The sequence below is a fragment of the Synechococcus sp. CBW1002 genome (assembly GCF_015840915.1).
Lineage (GTDB): Bacteria > Cyanobacteriota > Cyanobacteriia > PCC-6307 > Cyanobiaceae > CBW1002.
Genome location: NZ_CP060398.1, coordinates 227,269 through 244,607, shown reverse-complemented (window position 1 = coordinate 244,607; position 17,339 = coordinate 227,269). Strand labels below are relative to the sequence as shown.

Sequence of the window (17,339 nt, the reverse complement as noted above, 5' to 3'; positions counted from 1 at the left end):
AATCGGTGGCAATCCTCCAGCGGCGTCCACAGCCGTTGCCGTTCCACCGAGCCCATCTTCTACCCCACCGTTCCTGCAGGTCCACCGCATGAGCAGCGCGATCCAGGTCGCCAAGACCGCCACTTATCTCCCTGATCTGGTGGAGGTACAGCGGGCGAGCTTCAAATGGTTCCTGGAGAAGGGGCTGATCGAAGAGCTCGAGAGCTTCTCTCCGATCACCGATTACACCGGCAAGCTGGAGCTTCACTTCATCGGTAGCGAGTACCGACTCAAGCGTCCGCGCCACGACGTCGAGGAGGCCAAGCGCCGCGACGCCACCTTCGCGTCACAGATGTATGTGACCTGCCGCCTGGTCAATAAGGAGACCGGCGAGATCAAGGAGCAGGAGGTGTTCATCGGTGAACTGCCTCTGATGACCGAGCGTGGCACGTTCATCATCAATGGCGCTGAGCGCGTGATCGTCAACCAGATCGTGCGGTCGCCCGGGGTCTATTTCAAGGATGAGCAGGACAAGAACGGCCGCAAGACCTTCAACGCCAGCCTGATCCCCAACCGCGGTGCCTGGCTGAAGTTCGAGACCGACAAGAACGACCTGCTGCACGTGCGTGTCGACAAGACCCGCAAGATCAACGCCCACGTGCTGATGCGTGCCATCGGCCTGTCGGACAACGATGTGCTCGACAAGCTGCGGCACCCGGAGTATTACCAGAAGTCGATCGAGGCGGCCAACGACGAGGGCATCGCCTCGGAAGATCAGGCCCTGCTGGAGCTCTACAAGAAGCTGCGGCCCGGTGAGCCCCCCTCCGTCAGCGGCGGTCAGCAGCTGCTGCACAGCCGTTTCTTCGATCCGAAGCGCTACGACCTCGGCCGGGTCGGTCGCTACAAGATCAACAAGAAACTCCGCCTCACGATTCCTGATGCGACTCGCACCCTCACGCCCGAGGATGTGCTCAGCACGATCGATTACCTGATCAACCTGGAACTTGATGTCGGTGGCGCCAGCCTCGACGACATTGATCACCTCGGCAATCGCCGGGTGCGCTCGGTGGGTGAGCTTCTGCAGAACCAGGTGCGTGTGGGCCTCAACCGCCTGGAGCGGATCATCAAGGAACGCATGACGGTCGGTGAGACCGAATCGCTCACCCCGGCCCAGCTGGTGAACCCCAAGCCGCTGGTGGCGGCGATCAAGGAGTTCTTCGGCTCCAGTCAGCTGAGCCAGTTCATGGATCAGACCAATCCCCTGGCGGAGCTCACCCACAAGCGGCGCATCAGCGCCCTCGGTCCAGGGGGCCTCACCCGGGAGCGGGCCGGTTTCGCCGTACGCGACATTCACCCTTCTCACTACGGCCGCATCTGTCCGATCGAAACGCCGGAAGGCCCGAATGCCGGCCTGATCGGCTCGCTCGCCACCCACGCCCGGGTGAATGAGTACGGCTTCATCGAAACGCCTTTCTGGAAGGTGGAAGAGGGCATCGTGCTCAAGCAGGGCGATCCGATCTACCTCTCCGCCGACCTCGAGGATGAGTGCCGCGTTGCCCCTGGCGATGTTCCGACCGACTCCACCGGTCTGATCACCGCCGAACTGGTACCGGTGCGCTACCGCCAGGACTTTGAAAAGGTGCCTCCCGAGCAGGTGGACTATGTCCAGCTTTCGCCGGTGCAGGTGATTTCGGTCGCCACCTCGTTGATTCCCTTCCTCGAGCACGACGACGCCAACCGTGCCCTGATGGGTTCGAACATGCAACGGCAGGCCGTGCCGCTGCTGCGTCCGGAGCGCCCCTTGGTGGGCACCGGTCTGGAAACGCAGGTGGCTCGCGACTCCGGCATGGTGCCGATCACCAAGGTGAATGGCACGGTTTCGTTCGTGGATGCCACTGCGATCGTTATCCGCGATGAATTCGGTGTGGATCACACCCACTATCTGCAGAAATACCAGCGTTCCAACCAGGACACCTGCCTCAACCAGCGGCCGATTGTGAAGTTGGGCAATCCGGTGATTGCCGGTCAGGTGCTGGCCGATGGATCCGCCTGCGAAGGCGGTGAAATCGCCCTGGGTCAGAATGTGTTGATCGCTTACATGCCCTGGGAGGGATACAACTACGAGGATGCCATCCTGGTGAGTGATCGCCTCGTGCAGGAAGATCTCTACACCTCGGTGCACATCGAGAAGTACGAGATTGAAGCTCGCCAGACCAAGCTCGGTCCCGAGGAAATCACCCGCGAGATTCCCAATGTTGCCGAGGAGAGCCTCGGCAACCTCGATGAGATGGGCATCATCCGCATCGGTGCCTACGTCGAGAGTGGCGACATCCTGGTGGGCAAGGTGACACCCAAGGGCGAATCCGATCAGCCCCCCGAGGAAAAACTGCTGCGCGCCATCTTTGGCGAGAAAGCCCGTGATGTGCGCGACAACTCCCTGCGGGTGCCCAGCACCGAGCGCGGTCGCGTCGTCGATGTGCGCATCTACACCCGGGAGCAGGGTGATGAACTGCCGCCGGGCGCCAACATGGTGGTGCGGGTTTATGTGGCGCAGCGCCGCAAGATCCAGGTGGGCGACAAGATGGCCGGCCGCCACGGCAACAAGGGCATCATCAGCCGCATCCTGCCGCGGGAAGATATGCCCTACCTGCCCGATGGCACGCCGATCGACATCGTGCTCAACCCCCTGGGTGTGCCGAGCCGGATGAACGTTGGTCAGGTGTTCGAGTGCCTGATGGGCTGGGCGGCGTCCCACCTGGAGTCACGGGTGAAGGTGGTGCCCTTTGATGAGATGCACGGCCCCGAGATGTCGAAGCAGACCGTGCAGGCCTTCCTGGAAACGGCGAAGGCGCTTCCAGGCAAGGATTGGGTCTACGACCCTGAGAACCCCGGCAAGATCCAGCTGGTCGATGGCCGCACCGGCGAGCCGTTTGATCAGCCGGTCACGGTGGGCTTCGCCCATATTCTCAAGCTGGTCCACCTGGTCGACGACAAGATCCACGCCCGTTCGACCGGCCCTTACTCCCTGGTGACCCAGCAGCCCCTGGGCGGCAAGGCGCAGCAGGGTGGCCAGCGCCTTGGCGAGATGGAGGTCTGGGCCCTGGAGGCCTACGGCGCCGCCTACACCCTGCAGGAACTGCTCACTGTCAAGTCCGACGACATGCAGGGCCGCAACGAGGCCCTCAACGCCATCGTCAAGGGCAAGCCGATCCCCCGGCCTGGCACGCCCGAGTCGTTCAAGGTGCTGATGCGCGAACTCCAGTCCCTGGGGCTCGACATCGCCGTCTACACCGATGCCGGTGAGGAGGTGGATCTGATGCAGGACGTCAATCCACGCCGCAGCACCCCCAGCCGTCCCACCTACGAATCCCTCGGCGTCGCGGACTACGACGACGACTGATCGCTGATCCGTTCCGTTCCCTTCGACCTCCGCGCGCTCCAAGCCCATGTCCAACAGCAACCTCCGCACCGAGAATCACTTCGACTACGTCAAGATCACGCTCGCTTCCCCCGAGCGGATCATGCAGTGGGGGCAGCGCACGCTGCCCAACGGTCAGGTGGTGGGTGAGGTGACCAAGCCGGAAACGATCAACTACCGCACGCTCAAGCCGGAGATGGACGGCTTGTTCTGCGAGAAGATCTTCGGCCCGTCGAAGGACTGGGAGTGTCACTGCGGCAAGTACAAGCGCGTGCGGCACCGCGGCATCGTCTGCGAGCGTTGCGGTGTCGAGGTGACCGAGAGCCGCGTGCGGCGTCATCGCATGGGCTTCATCAAGCTGGCGGCCCCCGTCTCGCATGTGTGGTATTTGAAGGGAATCCCCAGCTACGTGGCGATTCTGCTCGACATGCCCCTGCGGGATGTGGAGCAGATCGTCTACTTCAACTGCTACGTGGTGCTCGACAAGGGCGATCACAAGGATCTCACCTACAAGCAGTTACTCACCGAGGATGAGTGGCTTGAAATCGAAGATCAGATTTACGCCGAGGATTCGGAGATCGAGAATGAGCCCCAGGTGGGGATCGGCGCCGAGGCCCTCAAGCAGCTGCTCGAAGACCTTGATCTGCCCGTGATCGCTGAGCAGCTGCGCGAGGATATCGCCGCCAGCAAGGGTCAGAAGCGGGCCAAACTGATCAAGCGTCTGCGCGTGATCGACAACTTCATCGCCACCGGTGCCAAGCCCGACTGGATGGTGCTGGATGTGATCCCAGTGATCCCGCCCGATCTGCGTCCGATGGTGCAGCTCGATGGGGGTCGCTTTGCTACCTCCGACCTGAACGATCTCTATCGTCGCGTCATCAACCGCAACAACCGGTTAGGCCGTCTGCAGGAGATCCTTGCTCCTGAGATCATCGTCCGCAATGAAAAGCGGATGCTGCAGGAAGCCGTTGATGTTCTGATCGATAACGGCCGCCGAGGCCGCACCGTGGTGGGGGCCAACAACCGTGCCCTGAAGTCGCTGAGCGACATCATCGAGGGCAAGCAGGGCCGTTTCCGTCAGAACCTGCTCGGCAAGCGGGTCGACTACTCCGGTCGTTCCGTGATCGTGGTGGGCCCCAAGCTCAAGATGCACCAGTGTGGTCTGCCCAAGGAGATGGCGATCGAGCTGTTTCAGCCGTTCGTGATCCATCGCCTGATCCGTCAGAACATCGTCAACAACATCAAGGCTGCCAAGAAGCTGATTGCGCGCGCCGATGATGAGGTGATGCAGGTGCTTCAGGAGGTGATCGAAGGCCATCCGATCCTGCTCAACCGGGCCCCGACCCTGCACCGCCTCGGCATTCAGGCGTTCGAGCCGAAGCTGGTCGATGGGCGTGCGATTCAGTTGCACCCGCTGGTCTGCCCCGCCTTCAACGCCGACTTTGATGGTGACCAGATGGCTGTGCACGTGCCCCTGGCGATTGAGGCCCAGACGGAAGCTCGCATGTTGATGCTGGCCAGCAACAACATCCTCTCGCCGGCCACGGGTGAGCCGATCATCACCCCCTCCCAGGACATGGTGCTCGGCGCCTACTACCTCACGGCCGTCAAGCCCGACTACGACAAGCCTGCGTTTGGCGATCGCCGCCGCAGCTTCGCCAGCCTCGACGATGTGATTGCCGCTTTTGAGGAGAAGCACCTCACCCTGCATGACTGGGTTTGGGTGCGGTTCTCCGGTGAGGTGGAGAGCGACGACGAGGAGAGCGCTCCCTTGCAGGAGGAGACCCTCAGCGACGGGACCCGCATCGAGCAGTGGAAGTATCGCCGCGATCGTTTCGATGAAGACGGCGCCTTGATCAGCCGCTATCTGCTCACCACGGTGGGTCGTGTTGTGATCAATCACACCATCATCGACGCGGTGGCTGCCGCCTGAGTTTCGGCAGAGCAGAACAGTCTTTCTTTCTCTTTTCGTTTTTCTCCAGCGCGCGCTGCCATGACCGCCACCTCGTCCAAATCCAGCAAATCCAAGGCCAAAGCCGCTGCGGTTGTTGAGCCCACCCTCACAGCCGAGGGCCGCAACGCGCCGCTGAGCAAGATGGCGCCGCCGTTCCGCAACCGCGTGATCGACAAGAAGGCCCTCCGCAACCTGGTGGCCTGGGCCTACAAGAACCATGGCACCGCCGCTACGGCGGCTATGGCCGACGAGCTCAAGGACCTTGGTTTCCACTACGCCACCCAGGCCGCCGTGTCGATCTCGGTCGACGACCTGCAGGTTCCGGACGACAAGCCGCAGCTGCTGCGAGAGGCAGAGCAGCAGATCACCGAAACAGAGGAGCGCTATCGCCTGGGTGAGATCACCGAGGTGGAGCGTCACACCAAGGTGATCGACACCTGGACCGAAACCAACGAGCGTCTCGTCAACTCCGTGAAGCGGAACTTCGATGAGAATCATCCGCTCAATTCGGTGTGGATGATGGCCAACTCCGGCGCCCGGGGCAACATGTCCCAGGTGCGTCAGTTGGTCGGCATGCGCGGCCTGATGGCCAACCCCCAGGGGGAGATCATCGACCTGCCGATCCGCACCAACTTCCGTGAGGGGCTCACGGTCACCGAATATGTGATCTCCTCCTACGGAGCCCGCAAGGGTCTGGTGGATACGGCCCTGCGTACCGCAGACTCCGGTTACCTCACCCGCCGTCTGGTGGATGTGGCCCAGGATGTGATCGTCCGGGAGGACGATTGCGGCACCACCCGCGGGATCGTGATTGAGGCCGATGAGAAGGGCCGCTTCGGTTCCAAGCTCACCGGTCGCCTCGCGGGTGAACCGGTGGTTGACGCCAATGGTGAGATTCTGGTGGACCGCGATGGAGAAATCGATCCTCCGACCTCCAAGCGGATTGAGGCCGCTGGGGTGCGCTCCGTGGTGGTGCGATCGCCGCTCACCTGTGAAGCGTCACGTTCTGTCTGCCGCAAGTGCTATGGCTGGGCCCTGGCGCACAACGAACTTGTCGACCTGGGTGAGGCCGTCGGCATCATCGCGGCCCAGTCGATCGGTGAGCCGGGCACCCAGCTCACGATGCGGACATTCCACACCGGTGGTGTGTCCACCGCTGAAACCGGTGTGGTGCGCTCTTTGGTCGAGGGTGTGGTTGAGTTCGGATCCAAGGCGCGCGTGCGTGGTTTCCGCACGCCCCACGGCGTCGAAGCGCAGATTGCCGAAACCGATTTCACCCTGACGGTGAAACCGACGGGCAAGGGCAAAGTCCAGAAGCTGGACATCAGCAGCGGTTCGCTGCTGTTCGTTGCCGATGGCGCCGTCACCCCCGCCGACACGATGCTGGCCCAGATCTCATCCGGTGCCACCACCAAAAAGAGCGTTGAAAAGGCCACCAAGGATGTGATCTGCGACCTGGCCGGCCAGGTGCGTTACGAGGATGTGATTCAGCCCAAGGAGGTCACTGACCGCCAGGGGAACATCACCCTCAAGGCCACCCGCCTGGGTCGGCTCTGGGTGTTCAGTGGTGATGTCTATAACCTTCCTCCCAATGCCCAGCCGGTGGTTCAGGGTGTCAAGCCGGTGGTGACAGGTGAGGTGCTGGCGGAGAGTCGTCTGGTCAGTGAGTACGGCGGCGCCGTGCGGCTGCGGGAGTCGGCTGGAGATTCCCGTGAAGTGCAGATTGTGACGGCCAGCCTCACCCTGCGCGACTGCAAGCTGGTTGGTGAGTCCAACCACTCGGGTGAAACCTGGTATCTCGATGGCAAGGACAACAGCCGCTATCTGCTCAAGACAGCTCCCGGCAGCAAGATCGGTGCCGGTGAGGTGATCGCCGAGCTGGCGGATGACCGATTCCGCACCCAGACCGGCGGCTTGGTGAAGTATGCCCCCGGCCTGTCGATCAAGAAGGCTCGCAGTGCCAAGAACGGCTATGAGGTGAGCAAGGGTGGCACGCTGCTGTGGATCCCGCAGGAGACCCATGAAATCAACAAAGACATCTCCTTGTTGATGATTGAAGACGGCCAGTGGATCGAAGCTGGAACGGAGGTGGTCAAGGACATCTTCAGCCAGACCGCCGGCATTGTGACGGTGACGCAGAAGAACGACATTCTGCGGGAGATCATTGTTCGCTCCGGCACCCTGCATCTGGTGTCCGACAGCAAAGTGCTCAGCCGTTTCGGCGAGGGCAAACTGGTCAATCCTGGCGAAGAGATTGCACCGTCCCTCAAGGCCGAGGCCATGGTGTTTGTCGAGACGGTCGATACGCCTGAGGGTGGCGCCCTGCTGCTTCGTCCGGTGGAGGAATACACCATCCCTGATGAGGCCCATCTGCCCGATCTTGGCTCGGTCAAGCAGAGTGGTGGTCCCTCCCTGGGGCTCAAGGCCACGCAACGTCTCACCTTCAAGGATGGTGAGTTGATCAAGAGCGTCGAGGGTGTGGAGTTGCTGCGCACCCAGCTGATTCTCGACACCTTCGACACGACACCCCAGATGACGGTGGACGTGGAGGTTGTGCCCGACAAACGGGCCAAGACGATCGAACGGCTGCAGCTGGTGATTCTCGAATCCCTGCTGGTCCGCCGCGATACCCTGTCAGATGCCAGCCATGGCTCCACCCACACTGAGCTGCAGGTGCAGGACGGCGATTCTGTCAAGAGCGGGGATGTGGTGGCAACCACCCAGATCCTCTGCAAGTACGACGGCGTGGTCCAGCTGCCTGAACTGCAGGCTGACGAGCCGGTGCGTCGCTTGATTGTGGAGCGCGAAGGCGACACCCATTCCATCCCCCTCGGGTCCGCTGCTCCCCTGGTGGCCATTGGACAGCGGGTTGTGGATGGCGATGTTCTGGCTGAGGGCCTCGTTGCTCCCTGCTGCGGCCAGGTGGAGGAGATCGAGGGCGGCGTTGTGACGATCCGTCTGGGGCGTCCCTACATGGTCTCGCCCGATTCGGTGCTGCACGTGCGTGACGGTGAGCTGGTGCAGCGTGGGGACGGCCTTGCCCTGCTGGTGTTCGAACGTCAGAAGACCGGCGACATCGTGCAGGGTCTGCCGCGGATCGAAGAATTGCTCGAGGCGCGCCGCCCGCGGGATTCCGCCGTGCTCTGCCGCAAGAACGGCACGGTTCAGATCAAGCAGGGTGACGACGATGATTCGATCACGGTGTCGGTGATCGAGGCCGATGACGCCATCACCGAGTACCCGATCCTGCTGGGCCGCAACGTGATGGTCAGCGACGGCCAGCAGGTGACGGCCGGTGAGCTGCTCACCGATGGTCCGATCAACCCCCACGAGCTGCTGGAGTGCTTCTTCGAAGATCGCCGCAGCCGCAAACCCACCATGGAGGCGGCTCAGGAGGCGATCTCACAACTGCAATACCGCATGGTGCAGGAAGTGCAGAACGTCTACAAGAGCCAGGGCGTCTCGATCGATGACAAGCACATCGAGGTGATCGTGCGGCAGATGACCAGCAAGGTGCGGATCGAGGACGCGGGCGATACCACTCTGCTGCCCGGCGAACTGATCGAGTTGCGTCAGGTGGAGCAGGTCAATTCGGCCATGGCGATCACCGGTGGTGCTCCTTCCGAGTTCACACCGGTGCTGCTGGGGATCACCAAGGCCTCGCTCAACACCGACAGCTTCATCTCGGCGGCCTCCTTCCAGGAAACCACCCGGGTGCTGACCGAGGCGGCGATCGAGGGCAAGAGCGACTGGCTGCGGGGACTCAAGGAGAACGTGATTATCGGTCGCCTGATCCCTGCGGGCACCGGCTTCGGCGGCTTCGAAGAGGAGCTGCGCGCTGAGGCGGGCCCCCATCCCGACATCCTCGAGGAGGAGAACGCCAGCTACCGCCGCATGCAGAACCTCCGCCCCGATTACACGGTGGAACTCCCCTCACCGGCCAGTTCCACCGCGGTGCTCGACGATCCCTCCGATGCGGATCTCGAAGCCACCCGCAGCCGTCATGGCATCGAGGGCAGCAGTTATGCCGCCTTCACGCGCCCCGGGGCAGACGATGGCCTGCAGGAGGAGTTGATCCCTGACCCCGATGCCGTCGAGGGTCTGCAGGAGGAGGGGTTGCTGAGCGACGATTGAGGTCTGGATCCGGCGTCGATCTTCCGCACCCCCTGCGGTCGGCGCCGGACTGCCGTTCTGACGTTCTGCTGCTTTCGCCATGACCGCCACCGCCACTCCGGTTCCCCAGCGTCGATTGCCGCGCTTCGGCTTTCACACCCATAACGAGAGGCTGCATGGCCGCCTCGCCATGCTCGGTTTCATGGCATTGCTGGGTGTGGAATGGTTTCTGGGGCATGGGCTGCTGGTGACCCCCTGATGGTGAGCTCGGCGGCTGTGCCTCTGCTGGGGATGGGGCTGGCGGAGCTGGAGTCGTGGGCGCAATCCCAGGGCCAGCCAGCCTTTCGTGGCCGGCAGCTGCACGACTGGATCTATGCCAAAGGAGCCCGGCGTCTCTCGGATGTCTCGGCGCTGCCGAAGGCCTGGCGCGACAGCCTGGCCGCCGTGCCACCAGAGGGTTCCTCTGACTGGATCGGTCGCTCCAGCGAGCTGCACCGCAGCGTCGCCCGCGACGGCACCACCAAATTGCTGCTGGGCACCGCCGACGGCCTCAGCCTGGAAGCCGTTGGAATTCCGGCGGAGGGGCGCCTCACGGTGTGTGTCAGCAGCCAGGTGGGCTGCCCGATGGCCTGCCGCTTCTGCGCCACGGGAAAGGGCGGCCTGCAACGCTCCCTGGCCGTGCACGAGATCGTGGATCAGGTGCTGAGTGTGCGCCAGGCGATGGATCTGCGCCCCAGCCATGTGGTGTTCATGGGCATGGGCGAACCGCTGCTCAACACGGACGCTGTGCTGGCGGCCATCGATTGTCTCTGCCGCGATCTGGGCATGGCCCAGCGTCAGATCACCGTGAGCACGGTGGGTGTGCCGCGCACGCTGCCGACTCTGGCCGAACGGGCTCTGGAGCGCCTGGGCCGGGCCCAGTTCACCTTGGCCGTGAGCCTGCATGCACCGGATCAGCGGCTGCGGGAGGAGTTGATCCCCACCGCCCATGCCTACCCGATCGAGACGTTGCTGGAGGATTGCCGCCGCTACGTGGCGATCACCGGCCGGCGGGTGAGTTTCGAATACATCCTGCTCGGTGGTCTCAACGATCACCCCCGTCAGGCGGCGGCCCTGGCCCAGCGGCTGCGGGGGTTCCAGAGCCACGTGAATCTGATTCCCTACAACCCGATTGCGGAGGAGGAATTTCAGCGCCCCAGCTCTGAGCGGGTGGAGGCCTTCCGGCGCGCGTTGCAGGAGCGGCATGTGGCCGTGAGTGTGCGGGCCAGCCGAGGCCTGGATCAGGATGCGGCCTGCGGGCAGCTGCGCCGACGCCTCACGCCGGCCTGAAGGCCAACAGCCTGTCCAGACCGGTCAGGTGGGATCCTTGGCCGGATCGAAGGCACCGCGGGCTTCCGCTTCGTTCCAGGGTGCCAGGCGCGCCAGCAGCAGAAAGGCCGGCACGGCCGCCGCCACCGTGAACAGGAAGAATCCGGGCCAGCCCACCCGCTCCGCCACCACGCCCGCCGGTGCCGAGAGGATCGAGCGGCTCATGGCATAGACGCCTGAAAGCAAGGCGTACTGGGTGGCGGAAAAGCGCGGATTGCAGAGGCTCATCAGCAGAGCCACGAACACGGCGCCCACCATGCCGCCGCTGACGTTCTCCAGGCTCACCGCCGCGATCAGTCCGGCGAAGCCGCCGCCGAAGCGCGCCAGGGCCCAGTAGCTGAGGTTGCCCAGGGCTCCGGCCAGGGCGAACAGCCACAGGGAGCGGTTCATGCCCAGCCAGGCGAACAGGGCCCCGCCCAGCACCGTGCCCACGATGGTGGCGCCGATCGCCCAGCCGCCTTGCACCAGGCCGATCTCCGCCTCGCTGAAGCCCCGCAGCTGCAGAAAGGGAATCGCCATGGCGCTCAGCAGGCCATCGGGCCAGCGGTAGAGCAGCACCAGCAGCAGCAGTTGCCAGGTGCGGCTTGGTCCGGCCCGGCGCACGAACTCCCGCGCCGGGCCCAGCACGGCCTGGCGCAGGCTGGTCACGGCATGATCCACCGGTCTGAGCTTCGGTGCCGTGAGCGTGAACGGAATCACCGCCCCCACCAGTGCGGCGGCGGCCAGGAACGCGGCGGGCCAGCCGTAGCGGCCTGCCAGCAGAAACCCTCCGGCGCCGATGGCCAGCATGGCGGCCCGGTAGCCCAAAGCCGCTGCGGCAGCGCCCGGCCCGCGCTCGTGTTCCGGCAGCAGGTCAGTGCGGTAGGCATCCACGGCAATGTCCTGGGTGGCGCTGCAGATCGCCAGTACCAGCGCTGCGATGCCGATGGCCGTGAGGCTGGCCGGGTCGGTGCTGGGCCGCAGCAGCGCCATGGCGGCGATCACCGCCACAAGCATCACCTGCATCAGCAGCAGCCAGCCCCGCCGCCGGTCGGGCCAGGGGATCGGCCAGCGGTCGAGCAGGGGCGCCCAGAACAGCTTCAGCGTGTACGGCAGTTCCGCCAGCGGAATCAGGCCGATCAGCGCCAGGGGGACGCCGCTGGCGGTGAGCCAGCCCTGCAGCAGCTTGCTGCCCACCATCAACGGGGCGCCGCTGGCCACACCCTCGGCGCTCACGGCCACGAGGCGGCGGACGGTGCCGTCTGTCTCTCGGTGCTGCGCGGGGCCAGGGGTCGCTGCCGGCTCAGACGCCATCCGTTCAGACGCCATCAGTGCGGGGCGAGTGGGCGAACCCTAGGGGCAGCCTTCGGGTGTGCCGCCACCAAGGCCCGTCACCCTGGGCCGTCACAATGGGATGCAAAGTCTGGATTCCGTGCAATTTTTTCGCTCTACCCTGCTGCCGGCGGCGATCGTGCTGCTCTTCGGCCTGGCCCTGGTCGCGGTGAGTGCGCGCATCTGGTTGCCCGGGGACATGGCGGCCCCGGCTCCGCTCCTCTGATCTCCTCGCCGACGGGACCGCCGCCATGAGCGAAGACCATCAGCCCTCCGATCCGCGTGATCCTCAGGCCGAGCCTGGCGCCACGCCCCCCCAGTGGCTCAGTCCGCCCGAGCTGGCCCTTGATCCGGATGTGCTGGCCCGCGAGCTCGCGGAGGAACTGCTCGGTGACCCGCTCGATGAGCTCGACAGCCTCGGGCCGGAATCGTTCGATGTGGCGGCCGAATGCGATGCCGGTCTGGAGCTGCTGCAGGGCAGCCACGACCAGCGCATGCAGGGTCTGCGGATCTTCTGTGAGCATCGCGATCCGCGCTCCAACCCCCTGCTGCTGCCTCTGCTGGGTGCCAGCTGCCCGATCGTGCGCATGAGTGCGGTCTATGCCCTCGGGCGCAATCCCCATCCTCTGGCCGTGGAGCCCCTGCTGGGTCTGCTCTCCGGCGACGACAACGGCTATGTCCGCAAGGCGGTGGCCTGGAGTCTGGGCAATTACCCCGAGGCGCCGATTCTCAATCCCCTGATCCGAGCCCTGCAGGTGGACGTGGCGGCGGTGCGGCTCTGGGCGGCCAGTTCCCTGGCGGACGCGGGCAGCACAGGGCCAGCCAAGGCCGATCCCGCGGCGGCCCAGCTACTGCAGAGCCTGCGGATCGACAGTGAACCCGCCGTGCGCAGCAACAGCGCCTGGGCCCTGGGTCGCCTCTATCCGGAACTGGTGGAACCCCGCCAGCAGGACGTGGTGCAGACCCTGCTGCACACCATGCTCGAAGACGGTGAATCGAGCGTGCGGGACGAGGCGCGGATCGCCCTCGAGCAGTTGGAGCAGCCGGATGTGCTGGAACGGCTGCAGACCCTGGTGGAGGAGGGCCTGCTCAGCTGAGCGGAATCACCGCTAACATCCAGCAACCCTTTTGGATCTGGGATGGCACAACGGACCATCCGTTTCCGCATCCGGCCCGATGGTCGGGTCGAGGAGACGGTGGAAGGAATCCAGGGTGAAGGCTGCCAGCAACTCACCGAGCGGATCGAGGCGCGCCTCGGTTCGGTGCAGCAGCGCCGCCCCACGGCTGAGGCCTTTCAGTCCGGGGTCTCCCAGGGGGCCATCGCCAGCCAGTCCCAGTCCCTCGAACAGCTCGGCTCCACCTCCGCCTGATCTGCGTTCAGCTCAACCATGTCTCACTTCAGCACTGTCAAAACCGAGCTGCGCGACCGCCAGGCGCTGGTGGCTGCCCTCACCGATCTGGGCCATGCCCCGGCCGAGGGCGAGCGGCCGGTCCGTGGCTATCGCGGCCAGACCGTGACGGCCGATCTGGCCGTGTCCCAGAGCAGTGGTGCTGATATCGGCTTCCGCTGGAATGCTGAGGCCGGCAGCTATGAACTGGTGACGGATCTGGATCTCTGGAAGCAGCCGATTCCGGTGGAGCGCTTCCTCGCTCAGTTGCAGCAGCGCTATGCCCTGCGCAGCATCCTGGCCGCCACCGCTGAAGAGGGGTTCCAGGTGAGTGAGCAGACCAGTCAGGTCGATGGTTCCATCGAGCTGGTCGTGACCCGTTGGGACGGGTGAGCGACCCGGCTCTCGCCTTCCGCACCGCTTCCACAGAGGTCGACGCCCCCAGTGGCCTTGAGCCGGTGTTGGGTGGTGCTCTGCGCCAGCAGGCGGTGTGGGTCGATGAAGCGGTCTGCATCGGCTGCCGCTACTGCACCCACGTGGCCACCAACACCTTCGTGGTGGAACCCAACTGGGGCCGTTCCCGTGCCATTCGCCAGGACGGCGACAGCACCGAACGGATTCAGGAGGCGATCGAGACCTGTCCGGTGGATTGCATTCACTGGGTGGCCTACGAACGGTTGCCGGCCCTGGAAGCCGAGCTTGAGCAGCAGGACATTCAGCCCCTGGGGCTTCCCTCCTCCTCCCGGCTGAAGCGGACCCTGCCGCGCCGCCTTTCCTCGCTTGGCTGACATCAACCGTCTGGGCTCCTCGCCTGACCTGCCGTCTCTTTGAGCGTCTTCTCCCCGATCCCCAGCCGCCGTTTCGGCCGCACCGAGCTGGCGATGCCGGTGCTGTCGCTGGGGGGGATGCGCTTCCAGCAGAGCTGGAGCGATCTACCGGCCGATGCGATCACCGCGGCCAGCCAGGCCAATCTGCGCGCCACCCTGGAGACGGCGGCGGCAGCGGGCCTGCACCACATCGAAACCGCACGCCATTACGGCACCTCCGAACGTCAATTGGGCGATCTGCTCGGTTCGGTCAGCGATCCGCATCGGCTTCTGCAGACCAAGGTGCCCCCCGCTGAGGATCCGGCCGCCTTTGAAGCCGAGCTGGAGCGCAGCTTCCGGCGACTCGGGCTGGACGATCCCCACAGCCCCGGCCGCATCGATCTGCTGGCGGTGCATGGCATCAACCTGCCCGAGCATCTCGATCAGACCCTGCGGCCCGGCGGCTGCCTGGAGGTGGTGCGCCGCTGGCAGCAGCAGGGCCGGATCGGGTCGGTGGGCTTCTCCACCCATGCGCCCTTGCCGCTGATCCTGGCGGCGATCGAGAGCGATCAGTTTGATTACGTCAACCTGCACTGGTACTTCATCCGCCAGGACAATCGCCCCGCCATCGATCGGGCCCGTGCCCACGACATGGGGGTGTTCGTGATCAGTCCCACCGACAAGGGCGGCCATCTGCACAGTCCGTCGCCGCGTCTGCTGGAGCTCTGCGAACCACTGCATCCGATCGTGTTCAACGATCTCTTCTGCCTCGCTGACCCCGGCGTGCACACGATCAGTGTGGGGGCGGCAGGGCCGGCCGATCTGGATCTCCATCTGGAGGCGGTGCAGCTGTTGCCCCGGGCCGGCGAGCTGCTGCCACCCATTCTGGAGCGCCTGCAGGCGGCACGACGCGAGCGCCTGGGTGCGGCCTGGCTGGCCACCGCGTTCCAGGGCCTGCCGGACTGGACCCATACCCCCGGCCAGATCAATCTGCCGGTGCTGCTGTGGCTGTACGAGCTGCTTGAAGCCTGGGATCTGGAGAGCTTCGCCCGGGCTCGCTATGGGCTGCTGGGCAACGGCAGCCACTGGTTTCCTGGGGAGAACGCCGATCAGCTCGATCACGCCGTCAGCGAACAGGAGCTTCAGGCGGTGTTGGGCAAGAGCCCCTGGGCCGCGCGGATTCCCGAGCTGCTGCGCCAGTTGCGTCATCGGGTCGGGGGGCAGCCAACCAAGCGTCTGGCGGTTCCCTGATCCCGTCAGCGGGCGATGGCCGTACCCAGGGGCTGCTTGCTGGGCAGTCCCACCGCCCGCGGATAGGTGCGGGGGCAGGGGCCGGTGGGGGTCAAGATCAGGGCGTGGCGGATGCCGCGGCCGGCCGGCAGGTCACGGGCTTGGCTCAGGGCGCAACGGGCCCGCAGCGGCACCAGGGCCCGATCCAGGGCGGCCTGATCGTCGTTGCTCCATTGGCCGCGGTAGAGCAGGGCCTGGCCGCTGGGGCGCAGCAGCGGCACCAGGTATTCGGCCACCACCGGCGCGCTGGCGACGGCCCGGGCCATCGCCCAGTCGAAACGACCGCGGCAGGCGGCCGCCTGACCCGTCTTCTCGATGCGCTCGCAGCGCAGGTTCACCCGCTCGCCCAGGCCCAGGGTCGTCGCCATGGCCCGGACCGCTTCCACCTTGCGGCCCACCGAATCCACCAGGGTGAGACGGGCCCGGGGCAGGGCGATCGCCACCGCCAGCCCCGGGAAGCCGCCGCCGGTGCCCACGTCGATCAGCTCCAGGGGTGAAGCGTCAGTGGCAGCGACCGCCTCGGCCTCAAGCAGCGGCAGGAAGGGCCAGAGGCTGTCGAACACCTGGGCGATCCAGAAGTCTTCGCCCTCCACCAGGCGGGTGAGGTTGAGCCGGCCGTTCCAGAGGCGCAGCTGCTCCTGGAGCGCTGAGAACTGCTGCTGCTGCTGCTGCGTGGGCTGCCAACCCAGGGCCTGCCACAGCGCCGGACCGGCAGCGGTATCGGCAGGTGCACTGGCCGTGGCATCCTCCGGGGCGGCATCCTCCGGGGTGGGGGCATCGGGCCGGCTCGGCATCGGCGGAGGATCCAGGACTGTTCTCCCTAGGATCCCCCACATCCTGGCGGCAGCCCCGTGGCGGCCGCGGCCAAGCCCTGGGGCCATGCCCAGCCCGACGACCCCTTCCAGCCTCCTGCCCACACCGACCCATTACGCCTTGCTGCAGCTGGATCCGGGCGCCAGCGCCCAGGACCTGCGGCAATCCTTTCGCAATCTCAGCAAGCGTTTCCACCCCGACACCACCACCCTGCCCGCGGCTGAGGCCGCGGCCGCGTTTCAGCGGCTGCAGGAGGCCTATGCCGTGCTCAGTGATCCGCAGCGCCGGCAGGCCTACGACGCCCAGCTGCGCCGTGCCGCAGCCCTGGCGGCGGTGGCGCCCGTCAGCCGACCGGCGGCCCCGTCGCGCGCCACGCCCCGGCCGGCGCCGGTGCGTCGTCCTCTCTCCGGGGGTGAGTGGTTCGCACTGCTGTTGCTGGGGTGTGCCCTGGTGCTGAGTCTGGTGCTGGGCCTGGGGCTGGCCTGGGCCCGGGGGGTGGAGATGATCCAGCGCCCCAGCTGGTGGGTGGAGGCGGCCCAACTCCCACCGGTCAAAGCAGCCACCGCGCAGCCTGGCGAGCGACCTGCGTCGCAGACTGAGGGCACCGCCGCAGCCCTTCACGACGATGGCGAGCCCGATTCCTCCCGAGATCCCTCTCTACAAGCACCCCTTGCCCCGACTGGAGGAGTGGCTGCGCCAGCTGGGCGGGAGCCAGTCGCGGACGGATCCATCCCAGTGGGATCTGCACCAGCCCCGCTGGAGCGCCCAGATCGTGCTGGAAATTGACGAACTCAAGGTGACCTGGCACCAGGAGGGTCAGCAGAGCGTGCGGCACTTCCCCTACGGACTGCCCCGCGCCGATGTGGAGGCGGCGATCCTGGCTGGGCCCTGAAGGGCAC

Annotated in this window: 15 protein-coding genes; 13 read left to right on the top strand and 2 right to left on the bottom strand. The window is 65.5% G+C overall.

Annotated features, from left to right (window positions below):
* Positions 1-88: 88 nt before the first annotated feature.
* The 5 genes from rpoB (at position 89) to rlmN (ending at position 10,793) form a co-directional block, all read left to right on the top strand.
* On the top strand, positions 89-3,379 hold the full coding sequence (gene rpoB / locus H8F24_RS01210) for a DNA-directed RNA polymerase subunit beta (protein WP_197170620.1): 3,291 nt from the start codon (positions 89-91) through the stop codon (positions 3,377-3,379).
* A 46-nt stretch (positions 3,380-3,425) separates the two neighbouring features.
* Complete coding sequence (locus H8F24_RS01205; RefSeq protein WP_197170619.1) at positions 3,426-5,330, top strand: DNA-directed RNA polymerase subunit gamma; 1,905 nt, start codon at positions 3,426-3,428, stop codon at positions 5,328-5,330.
* 60 nt (positions 5,331-5,390) lie between these two features.
* A complete protein-coding gene (locus tag H8F24_RS01200; protein WP_197170618.1) occupies positions 5,391-9,485 on the top strand; it encodes a DNA-directed RNA polymerase subunit beta' in 4,095 nt (1,364 codons plus the stop codon).
* Positions 9,486-9,564: 79 nt separating this feature from the next.
* Positions 9,565-9,723: a chlorophyll a/b-binding protein gene (locus H8F24_RS01195; RefSeq protein WP_197156890.1), complete on the top strand. Its 159-nt coding sequence runs from the start codon at positions 9,565-9,567 to the stop codon at positions 9,721-9,723.
* Positions 9,723-10,793, top strand: coding sequence for a 23S rRNA (adenine(2503)-C(2))-methyltransferase RlmN (gene rlmN, locus H8F24_RS01190; RefSeq protein ID WP_197170617.1), 1,071 nt, complete (start codon positions 9,723-9,725; stop codon positions 10,791-10,793). The genes H8F24_RS01195 and rlmN overlap by 1 nt, the downstream gene beginning before the upstream one ends.
* A gap of 24 nt (positions 10,794-10,817) precedes the next feature.
* On the opposite strand, the gene H8F24_RS01185 is transcribed toward rlmN, so the two are convergent.
* On the bottom strand, positions 10,818-12,140 hold the full coding sequence (locus tag H8F24_RS01185; protein WP_231598011.1) for an MFS transporter: 1,323 nt from the start codon (positions 12,138-12,140) through the stop codon (positions 10,818-10,820).
* Positions 12,141-12,243: 103 nt separating this feature from the next.
* On the opposite strand from H8F24_RS01185, the gene H8F24_RS19835 reads away from it, so the two are divergent.
* The 6 genes from H8F24_RS19835 to H8F24_RS01160 all read left to right on the top strand — a co-directional run bounded on the left by H8F24_RS19835 (position 12,244) and on the right by H8F24_RS01160 (position 15,588).
* Positions 12,244-12,369, top strand: coding sequence for a hypothetical protein (locus H8F24_RS19835; protein ID WP_255518220.1), 126 nt, complete (start codon positions 12,244-12,246; stop codon positions 12,367-12,369).
* A 25-nt stretch (positions 12,370-12,394) separates the two neighbouring features.
* A complete protein-coding gene (locus H8F24_RS01180; RefSeq protein WP_197170615.1) occupies positions 12,395-13,240 on the top strand; it encodes a HEAT repeat domain-containing protein in 846 nt (281 codons plus the stop codon).
* 42 nt (positions 13,241-13,282) lie between these two features.
* Positions 13,283-13,513, top strand: coding sequence for a DUF2997 domain-containing protein (locus H8F24_RS01175; RefSeq protein WP_197156882.1), 231 nt, complete (start codon positions 13,283-13,285; stop codon positions 13,511-13,513).
* An 18-nt stretch (positions 13,514-13,531) separates the two neighbouring features.
* Positions 13,532-13,924, top strand: coding sequence for a DUF1257 domain-containing protein (locus H8F24_RS01170; RefSeq protein WP_197156880.1), 393 nt, complete (start codon positions 13,532-13,534; stop codon positions 13,922-13,924).
* A complete protein-coding gene (locus H8F24_RS01165) occupies positions 13,921-14,319 on the top strand; it encodes a ferredoxin (protein WP_231598010.1) in 399 nt (132 codons plus the stop codon). Before H8F24_RS01170 ends, H8F24_RS01165 begins: the two co-directional genes overlap by 4 nt.
* A 93-nt stretch (positions 14,320-14,412) precedes the next feature.
* Entirely contained in the window at positions 14,413-15,588 is a 1,176-nt protein-coding gene (locus H8F24_RS01160; protein WP_197171901.1) for an aldo/keto reductase, read from the top strand.
* A 5-nt stretch (positions 15,589-15,593) separates the two neighbouring features.
* Here the strand turns inward: H8F24_RS01160 and H8F24_RS01155 are convergent, their stop codons facing one another.
* On the bottom strand, positions 15,594-16,421 hold the full coding sequence (locus H8F24_RS01155; RefSeq protein WP_197170614.1) for a 16S rRNA (guanine(527)-N(7))-methyltransferase RsmG: 828 nt from the start codon (positions 16,419-16,421) through the stop codon (positions 15,594-15,596).
* An 85-nt stretch (positions 16,422-16,506) separates the two neighbouring features.
* Between H8F24_RS01155 and H8F24_RS20000 the strand changes: the two genes are divergently transcribed.
* Together H8F24_RS20000 and H8F24_RS01145 are read left to right on the top strand one after the other, a co-directional pair.
* Entirely contained in the window at positions 16,507-17,226 is a 720-nt protein-coding gene (locus tag H8F24_RS20000) for a J domain-containing protein (RefSeq protein ID WP_304623203.1), read from the top strand.
* Positions 17,132-17,332 carry a DUF3143 domain-containing protein gene (locus tag H8F24_RS01145; protein ID WP_304623213.1) on the top strand — a complete coding sequence of 67 codons (201 nt, stop codon included), beginning with the start codon at positions 17,132-17,134 and terminating at the stop codon, positions 17,330-17,332. Before H8F24_RS20000 ends, H8F24_RS01145 begins: the two co-directional genes overlap by 95 nt.
* The last annotated feature ends 7 nt before the right edge of the window (positions 17,333-17,339 follow it).

Coding starts and splice junctions, on each gene's coding strand:
- H8F24_RS20000 (WP_304623203.1), top strand. CDS start 16,507: ATGCCCAGCCCGACGACCCCTTCCAGCCTCCTGCCCACACCGACCCAT.
- H8F24_RS01180 (WP_197170615.1), top strand. CDS start 12,395: ATGAGCGAAGACCATCAGCCCTCCGATCCGCGTGATCCTCAGGCCGAG.
- rpoB (WP_197170620.1), top strand. CDS start 89: ATGAGCAGCGCGATCCAGGTCGCCAAGACCGCCACTTATCTCCCTGAT.
- H8F24_RS01155 (WP_197170614.1), bottom strand. CDS start 16,421: ATGCCGAGCCGGCCCGATGCCCCCACCCCGGAGGATGCCGCCCCGGAG.
- H8F24_RS01170 (WP_197156880.1), top strand. CDS start 13,532: ATGTCTCACTTCAGCACTGTCAAAACCGAGCTGCGCGACCGCCAGGCG.
- H8F24_RS01205 (WP_197170619.1), top strand. CDS start 3,426: ATGTCCAACAGCAACCTCCGCACCGAGAATCACTTCGACTACGTCAAG.
- H8F24_RS01160 (WP_197171901.1), top strand. CDS start 14,413: ATGCCGGTGCTGTCGCTGGGGGGGATGCGCTTCCAGCAGAGCTGGAGC.
- H8F24_RS01175 (WP_197156882.1), top strand. CDS start 13,283: ATGGCACAACGGACCATCCGTTTCCGCATCCGGCCCGATGGTCGGGTC.
- H8F24_RS01185 (WP_231598011.1), bottom strand. CDS start 12,140: ATGGCGTCTGAACGGATGGCGTCTGAGCCGGCAGCGACCCCTGGCCCC.
- rlmN (WP_197170617.1), top strand. CDS start 9,723: ATGGTGAGCTCGGCGGCTGTGCCTCTGCTGGGGATGGGGCTGGCGGAG.
- H8F24_RS01195 (WP_197156890.1), top strand. CDS start 9,565: ATGACCGCCACCGCCACTCCGGTTCCCCAGCGTCGATTGCCGCGCTTC.
- H8F24_RS01200 (WP_197170618.1), top strand. CDS start 5,391: ATGACCGCCACCTCGTCCAAATCCAGCAAATCCAAGGCCAAAGCCGCT.